This window comes from Kitasatospora sp. NEAU-CNBT7 (genome assembly GCF_057220535.1).
Genome location: NZ_JBXQQB010000082.1, coordinates 1 through 7449, shown reverse-complemented (window position 1 = coordinate 7449; position 7449 = coordinate 1). Strand labels below are relative to the sequence as shown.

At 73.9% G+C, this 7449-nt stretch carries 9 protein-coding genes and 1 pseudogene; 8 read left to right on the top strand and 2 right to left on the bottom strand.

Features of this window, described 5'->3' with window-relative positions:
- Positions 1-18 precede the first annotated feature (18 nt).
- Both AC2TEW_RS37940 and AC2TEW_RS37935 read left to right on the top strand, forming a co-directional pair.
- A protein-coding gene (locus tag AC2TEW_RS37940) for an IS630 family transposase (RefSeq protein WP_484627739.1) occupies positions 19-1091 on the top strand; the annotation gives its coding sequence in 2 pieces (ribosomal slippage) (positions 19-502 and positions 502-1091; 1074 coding nt in all).
- A 108-nt stretch (positions 1092-1199) separates the two neighbouring features.
- Entirely contained in the window at positions 1200-1529 is a 330-nt protein-coding gene (locus AC2TEW_RS37935; RefSeq protein WP_484627751.1) for a hypothetical protein, read from the top strand.
- 94 nt (positions 1530-1623) lie between these two features.
- Here the strand turns inward: AC2TEW_RS37935 and AC2TEW_RS37930 are convergent, their stop codons facing one another.
- Positions 1624-2301, bottom strand: coding sequence for a hypothetical protein (locus AC2TEW_RS37930; protein WP_484627750.1), 678 nt, complete (start codon positions 2299-2301; stop codon positions 1624-1626).
- Positions 2302-2584: 283 nt separating this feature from the next.
- On the opposite strand from AC2TEW_RS37930, the gene AC2TEW_RS37925 reads away from it, so the two are divergent.
- Positions 2585-3268, top strand: coding sequence for a hypothetical protein (locus AC2TEW_RS37925; protein ID WP_484627749.1), 684 nt, complete (start codon positions 2585-2587; stop codon positions 3266-3268).
- Positions 3265-3804: a hypothetical protein gene (locus tag AC2TEW_RS37920; protein WP_484627748.1), complete on the top strand. Its 540-nt coding sequence runs from the start codon at positions 3265-3267 to the stop codon at positions 3802-3804. The genes AC2TEW_RS37925 and AC2TEW_RS37920 overlap by 4 nt, the downstream gene beginning before the upstream one ends.
- Before the next feature lie 71 nt (positions 3805-3875).
- On the opposite strand, the gene AC2TEW_RS37915 is transcribed toward AC2TEW_RS37920, so the two are convergent.
- The gene (locus AC2TEW_RS37915; protein WP_484627747.1) at positions 3876-4748 is read right to left on the bottom strand and encodes a hypothetical protein; all 873 of its coding nucleotides are present in this window, start codon (positions 4746-4748) and stop codon (positions 3876-3878) included.
- Positions 4749-5262: 514 nt separating this feature from the next.
- Between AC2TEW_RS37915 and AC2TEW_RS37910 the strand changes: the two genes are divergently transcribed.
- From AC2TEW_RS37910 to AC2TEW_RS37895, 4 genes and pseudogenes are all read left to right on the top strand, one after another.
- Positions 5263-6090 (top strand): hypothetical protein, encoded by an 828-nt coding sequence (locus AC2TEW_RS37910; RefSeq protein ID WP_484627746.1) that lies wholly within the window; start codon positions 5263-5265, stop codon positions 6088-6090.
- 396 nt (positions 6091-6486) lie between these two features.
- A pseudogene (locus AC2TEW_RS37905) lies at positions 6487-6714 on the top strand (IS110 family transposase); the annotation flags it as partial.
- Between the two features lie 76 nt (positions 6715-6790).
- Positions 6791-7192 (top strand): transposase, encoded by a 402-nt coding sequence (locus AC2TEW_RS37900; protein WP_484627745.1) that lies wholly within the window; start codon positions 6791-6793, stop codon positions 7190-7192.
- Positions 7096-7449, top strand: a 354-nt coding sequence (locus AC2TEW_RS37895) for a transposase (RefSeq protein WP_484627744.1), incomplete at its 3' end; no start/stop codon positions are given. The genes AC2TEW_RS37900 and AC2TEW_RS37895, both read left to right, overlap by 97 nt.

Below are 7449 nucleotides of genomic sequence, written 5' to 3'. Positions count from 1 at the left end.
TTTCGCTACTCCGTGCGTATGAGGTATGCGGATGGCGGCGGGCTGACCGCCGTAGGGCGGGCGAAGCGGGAGCGGGTGCGCTTCGAGGCCGCGGAGTTGTTCGAACAGGGAGTGCGCCCGTCGGAGGTCGCGCGGCGGCTGCGGGTGTCGCGGAAGTCCGTCTATGCCTGGCAAGCCCGGTGGCGGGATGGCGGTGTCCAGGCGCTGGTGTCGAAGGGGACGCAGGGCCCGCGGTGTCGGTTGGACATTGAGCAGCCGCAGCGGCTCGAGGCGGAGCTGACGCGGGGGCCGGCCGCGCACGGCTGGACGGAGGACCAGCGCTGGACGCCGGCCCGGATCGCGGTGCTGGTCGAGCGGCTGTTCAAGGTCTCCTACAGTCTGAAGGGCATGTCGCTGGTCCTGCACCGGATGGGCTGGAGCGTGCAAGTCCCGATGCATCGCCCGGTGGAGCGCGACGACGCGGCGGTGGCCGCCTGGCGGGAGGAGACCTGGCCCGCCGTGGGAAAACCGCACGGGACCAGGGCGCGTGGGTGGTCTTCGAGGACGAGGCAGGCCAGTCGCTGAGGCCTCCGAAGGCGCGCACCTGGTCCCGGAAGGGACAGACACCCGTCGTGAAGGTCACCGGCAAGGGCTCCGGCCGCGTCTCGCCCGCCGGGCTCGTGTGCGTCCGGCCCGGTGACCCGCGGACCCGACTGATCTACCGCATGATCGTCCATCGTGGCCGCAAGGGCGAGAAGAAGGGCTTCCGCGAGAAGGACCTCGCCCGGCTGCTCGATGCAGCCCACCAGCAGCTCGGCGGCCCGCTCGTCCTGGTGTGGGACAACGCCACCGCCCACACCGACCGCGTGATGCGCGAGCTGATCGCCACCCGCTCGTGGCTGACCGTCTTCCGCCTGCCGCCGTATGCGCCGGACCTCAACCCCGCCGAGGGTGTGTGGGCCCACCTCAAGAAGAGTCTGGCCAACCTCGCACCCCACACCACCGACCAGCTCGCCACGGCGGTCCGGACCCGACTGAAGAAAACGCAGTACCGTCCCCGCCCCATCGACGGCTTCATCGCCGAGACCGGCCTGACCTTCCAACTCCCATAATCACCTCACTACTTCAACCTCAAAAGCGCTCACCCCACCGGCCGCCGGGCGGCGTGTCGCCGCCGGCCGGCCCTTTTGATCCGCGCTCAAGCGGGCAGGCTGTCCGGCATGTCGGATCGCCGCAACCGCCGCCGCAGCCGGGCCCGCTCCCTCGCCCTGCCCTCCTCCGCCATCGGCCACCAGGCCCTGCCCGAAGGGCAAGCGCGGCGGCCACGCCCCGTCCCCGGGCCACCCCGTCCCCGCACCTCCCCCGACACCGCTCGCACCGCCCCGGCACACAACAACGGCCGCACCTGCGATACCGAGAAGCCCGGCACGGACACCGGCCAGGTCCAGCGGTGCTGCGCCGTCGCCCGCACCCGCCGGGTCCTGGACGGCGGCGGCTTCATCCTCCTCGACGTCCACGCCCCGCACTGTCCCGTCTGGAGCGCCCGCTGACGCCTTCCGCCTGCCGACATGCGGGACAGCTGGCCTCTGCCACCGACGGCTGACCGGCCAGGTCATGCTGCCCCGGTCCCGGTCCGCCCTTCGCCTACCTCCCGGTCGCGTCACCAGGCGCAGCAGGGGAAGGACGGGGGTTCAGGCGGTGCAGGGCAGCGGCGTCCGCGTTGCCGTGCGCGAGGAGGTGGTGGGCGATGGCGGTGGTGTGTGCCCACCGGTCGCGGACCAGGTTGTCGGCCTGGTCGTAGAGCGAGGCCATCTCGATGTGGTCGTGGCCCGGGGGGATGTCCGGGACCTGACCGGCGCCCCAGGTGAGGTGGACGGGCCGTGCGGTGGGGAGCATCGCCATCCGGGCCTGGTCGCCTGCGCCGCCGAGGACGTCGTTGAGGAACGCGGTGCGAGGGGTGAGGAGTTCCTGCGCGGCGAGCCAGCGGTGGGCGGCGCGGACACCGGCGGCGAGGAACAGCAGCACGCTGCGGACATCTGCGTCGAAGGGGCCGAGGGCGGTGTGGCCCAGGTGCGCCATGCCCTCGGTCGGCCCGGTCCCTGGAACTGCGGCCGGGTCGGGGTAGAGGTGGACAGCGGTCACGGGCAGCCCCAGGGCCGTGCCCACGGCGGCATGGCCGGCTTCGTGGTGGGCCTCCCGGGAGCGGACCTGCTGCCGGGTCAGGCCGCCCGTCGTCAGATCCGGTCCGTATGTCCCGGCGGGTACCGGGCTGGGATACCGGGTGTACACCGCGCGGCCGTCGACACCCACCTGCATCCACATGGAACCCATTGTGCCGCCCCGCCGGACAGGCCGATCCTTCATCGTGGACGACCGGGAACGCGGCAGCACGTGGACCTGGGCGGTCATGCGAGAAGCAGGTGTTCCACTCCGGACAGCCGCCGCCCGGGCCCCATACGCGAGATGGACCGGCCGTACCGCACGTGCGGCGGTGGTCCGGGCCGCCCGATGGGTGGGAATTTCCGACAAAGCACCGGGTATCCGCGGGTTGGGGCCGTACATTCGGCTGCTACGAGAGGTAACTGACGATCCGGTGGGAGTGGTTGTGGCAAACCCCAGCACGTTCGGCACGGACAGCGGTGTGGGATCGACGGTGGCACTGCTGGAGGCGAAGCTGCCCGCCGTGCGCGAGCGCCGCCGCGAGCTGGAGGAGCAACTCGCGGCCGTCATCGCGCAGGAGAGCGCCATGACCGGCGTGCTGGAAGGCCTCGCCACGCTGGCCGGCACTCCCGTCGACCACGGCGGCGAACCCGACACTGCCGCACCGGACACGGTGGCGGCGCCCGCCCCGTCGCAGGTTCAGGCCGACACAACCGACCCCGGCACGGCCGACGCACCGGCGGCCGCCGACGACGAGCCGGCCACGACGGACACCACACCCGCGCCCGACGCTGCCGCGCCCGCGCGGCAGCGCGGCACCACGCGCAAGACCCCGGCCGCCAAGCGCGCCCGGGCCGCGGCGCCCACCGCCGCGGCGCAGGACGCGGCACCTGCCACACCGGCGGCCACCCGCAGAACGCGGACCAAGAGCCCCGCCGCCGCGCCTGCCGCGAAGGCGGCCGGCAAGGCCGCCACCGCGCCCGCGGCGCAGCAGGACCCGGCACCGGCCGCCGAGGCCGCGGCGCCGAAGGCCCCGGCCCGGGCAGCCGCAGGGCGCAGCGCGAAGAAGGCGGCGAAGCCCGTCACCCCGCCGGGGCGGACACCTCCCCGGCGCCCACCAAGCCCGTGAAGGCCACGAAGGCCGTGAGGAAGTCGGCCCGCACGGCAGTCGCGGCGGCCGGCGGGCAGTCCGCCCCGGCCCGCACCGCGACCACCACAACGAAGAAGGCCACCACGAAGAAGACCGCCGGGAAGGCGGCGCCGAAGAACGGCGTGTCCCCGGCGGCCCGGTCGAAGGCCGCCGTGGTGCCCGCGCAGGCCGGACCGGCCGACGGCCCGGCCCCGGTGGCGGACGGGCAGAAGCGGCGCCCGGCCGGCGGCCGCCGGCCGGGGCTGACCGACGCCGCCGGTGTCCTCGCGGTGCTGGCCGACGCGCCGGGCCCGCTGCGGGCCCGCGAGATCGCCGGCCTGCTCGGCCTGGACGGCAGCGAGTCCAACGTCAACGCCGTCCGCACCCGCTGTCGCCGCGTCGGCCGCGGCTTCTGGCTGACCGTCCGGCGGGAGGCAGGGGACGGGGCGGGTGCAGGGGCGGCGCCCGGCCGGGGTGAGGTGTGCGTCTCGTTCCCGGCGGGCGCCACGCAGAGGCTAGCGCGGCGCAGAGGTTAGCGCGGCGCGGGGCCTGCCCGCCCCCGGCGCGGCGCCGCCCGGCCGGGGCTGTGTGCGGGACGGGCGGGTCGTCAGCCGGGCCGGGGCCCGGGGGGAGGGTCGCGGCGCTGCTGTCCGTGCCGGTGCTGCTGCTGGGGATCGGTTAGCGGCCGGCGCACCGGCAAGGCGGGCGGTGTCCCGGTGGGCGGGACAGGGGTGTTGCGCTGCTCGCGCAGCCGGGCCGCGTGGGCGGCCGCTTCCACCACGTGGTCCGCGGTGCTCACGGGCTCGGGCCGGGCGGCCGTCGCCGGGCCCGCCTGCGCGGCGGGTGCGGGCATGCGGTCGGCGACGACCCGCAGGTAGTGCCCGGTGGGGAGCATGGCACGGGCCGCGGCACCCAGGGGGCGGCTCTCGACGCGGGCGGGCAGGTCCGCCGTGACGGCCTCGACCGCGCGCATCGGGTCCGCGCTCTCGTGCAGGCCGAGGTTGGTGATGTGGCCGCGGCCGAAATCGGCGACCGTCAGCTCGTCCACCACGCCGGCGTCGAGGGTGGCCGCCCACGGGGCGAGTTCGCGCAGCATCATCGCGCTCCCCCGGGTACTGGTGGTGCGGCCGTCGGGGCCGGGCCGCGTCTGCCACGGCGTCACGGCGAACGCGCGAAGGCGGATCCCGCCGGGGAGTTCGGCCTCGATGCCGTAGCTGTGGGAACGGCCGGCGACCTGGCGGAAGACGGGGTCGGCGGCGGCCAGCGACGCCGCGAGACGGTCGATGCTCACCCGCTGGTCGGCCATCGAAGCCGCCGAGGTCCCGATGATCCGGATCGTGGAGGTGCCGGGTTGCAGGGCGACGGTGAGCGGCACGAGTTCCCCCGCACGCTCCAGCACCTCGGCCGCCGCCCGCAGGAGCCCGGCCAGGCCGGGCTCCTGCGGGGTGTGACCGCCGGTGTGGGAATCGGCGTCCGTCACCGTGCCCCCCTTCCGCGGGTCGGCGGCCGCGCCCGCACCGTCCGGTGCGTCCCGGCACCCGACGGGCAGGTGCGGCCGTCAGCAGGATGCGCGGCGCCGGCCCGGCGCAGCGACGCCGGGCACCGGGCCTTCCCGCAGGGCGGGAAGCGGGCGCGGCGGATCCCGCCCACCGGGACCGGGATACGGCCGCAGCGGCCCCGCGCGGCCGCCGCCTCTCGTAGGCTCGGGGACCGGTCCTCCCGTGAACCGACGAGCGCGGGAGGACCATCAGCACCCCGGCCCCGCGCGGGGGCGACGCGCCGATGCCCGCGGCCCCAGCGCCAGCGCCTGCACCAGGTCGCGACCCAGCTCGGGAACTGCGACACCGCACGTGTCCCAGCAGTTCCCGCCCCGGAGATGACGGCCCGTCCCGAACCCGGAGACGGGCCGAACCGGCGGGCAAACCCGAGGCGGCGGCGCCCCGGCCGGGCCCATACTGGCGCCTTCCCGTGCCGGTCCCACAGCAAGGACACCGATGCTCCCCCAGCGTCCCGCCGCCATCGCCACCGCCGCCGTCTGCTGCGCCCTGGTCCTGGGGGCGGGCGGCTGCGCCCGGAACCAGGACCCGGCCGGCTCCGCCGACGCGGCCGCCGTCTCCCCCGCCGCCTCCGGGAGCACCGGTGCGGGCGCGGCCGGGCGGCTGGACACCGACAAGCTGACCGCCGCCGAGATCGAGAAGCAGGCCCACGACGCGATGGCGTCGCTGACCTCGGTCAGGATCTCCGGGAACCTGGTGGCGACCGGCCAGAAGATGACCCTGGACCTGGCGACCGACACCAAGGGCAACTGCCAGGGCACCATCGGTATGGCGGACATGGGCCAGATCGAGATCATCCACACCGGCGGTGCCAGCTACCTGCGCCCCGACGCCGCGTTCTGGAAGACCATCGCCGCGGGCAAGGGCGACCCGCACGCCGGGGAGCTGGCCGCCGAGATGTTCAAGGGCCGCTACCTGACCGGCGCCAAGGACGACCCCTCGCTCGCCGGACTCGCCGCGATGTGCGACATCGTCAAGTCGATGACCGACAACCAGGACACCGACGACGACGCCGTCAAGGGCACCACCGCCACCGTGAACGGCCACAGCACCTTCAGCGTCGTCACCACCGACGACGAGGGCTCCACGAACACCGGCTACGTCGCCACCGACGGCAAGCCCTACCTCGTCAGGATCAGCCACTTCGGCGCGGAGCCCGGCGAGATGAACTTCACCGACTTCGACAAGCCCCTCGACGTCCAGGCCCCGCCCGCCGACAACGTCATCGACTACACCCAGTTCGAGTCCAAGCTCACCACCATCTGACCGCGACGACCGACGCCCCCACCACCGCCCGCCGCCCGCCGCCCGCCCCGGGGACGCGGGTGGCGGTTTCGTCCCCCGGGACCCGGCCACCGGCTGGCCGCCCGGGCTCCCCGCGCACACGGGGCCGCCCCGGCAGCACCGGGGGCGGGACCGTGCGGGTCAGGCGGCTCTACCTTCTGAGCCGGGTTGATCGGGCCATTCGTAAGGTTGGGTCACCCAGAGGTGCCGGGTGTGGCTATCAGGCGGCTGCCATTTCGTGGCTTGCCAGGCTTCGCCGCCCGGCGCCCCACGACGACTCGGCCGCCGATTAGGAAGTGCGAGAAGGTCGCTGTGTAGAGCAATGCCGGCGAGGTCGTCCGTGGTACGAACAGCACGAACACGCACGTCAGGAGCACGATGAGCCGCATATGGGCGGGGATCGACAGCGGTAAGAGCCACCATCACGGCCTGGCCCTGGACGCCGAGGGCAAGACCCTGCTGTCGCGACGGGTGGCCAACGATGAACCGGAACTGCTGAAGCTGATCGGTGACGTCCTCGCCCTGGCCGATGGCGACGAGGTGACCTGGGCGATCGACATGACCGGCGGCGAGCCCGCGCTGCTGCTGAGCTTGCTGATCGCCCATAGAGCTCGTAACACGATCTTGTGAATCGGTGCAGGTCGGCCGTAACCGGTACGACGATTGAGCTGTTCGTGATGGCGTGAGCGCCAAGCCGTGGGCCGTGGATGACGAGTTGTGGGCGATGATCGAGCCGGTCCTGCCGGCCTGGCCCGAGCGGTCACCGGGACCGAAGCCCGTGTCGGACCGGCTCTGCCTGCAGGGCATCCTCTTCGTCCTCTACACCGGGATCCCGTGGCAGCAGCTGCCCCTGGAGCTGGGCTTCGGCTCAGGCCAGACATGCTGGCGGCGCCTGGAGCGCTGGCAGGAGGCCGACGTCTTCGACCGGCTGCACCGGATACTGCTCGCCGAGCTCAACGCGGCTGGCGAACTGGACTGGAGCCGCGCGTGCGTGGACGCCTCCCACGTACGCGCGAAAAAAGGGGACCGGCGACGGGCCCGTCGCCGGTCGACCGCCGCAAGACAGGCAGCAAACACCACCTGATCTGTGACGGTGGCGGCACCCCGCTCCACATGATCACCACCGCGGCCAACGTGAACGACGTCACCCAGACCCTCGCCTTGGTGGACGGAGTACCGCCGGTGGCCGGCCGGGTCGGCCATCCCCGCAAGCGCCCCGACGCCCTCCTCGGTGACAAGGGCTACGACAGCAACCCCAACCGGCGCGAACTCCGCAGGCGCGGGATCCTGCCGGTCATCTCCCGCAAGGGGCAGCCCGACATCAAGGGACTTGGCAAGCTC

Bases quoted from the DNA above. Each gene is read 5' to 3' on its own strand.
- AC2TEW_RS37935 (WP_484627751.1), top strand. From the start codon at position 1,200: ATGTCGGATCGCCGCAACCGCCGCCGCAGCCGGGCCCGCTCCCTCGCC.
- AC2TEW_RS37930 (WP_484627750.1), bottom strand. From the start codon at position 2,301: ATGTGGATGCAGGTGGGTGTCGACGGCCGCGCGGTGTACACCCGGTAT.
- AC2TEW_RS37910 (WP_484627746.1), top strand. From the start codon at position 5,263: ATGCTCCCCCAGCGTCCCGCCGCCATCGCCACCGCCGCCGTCTGCTGC.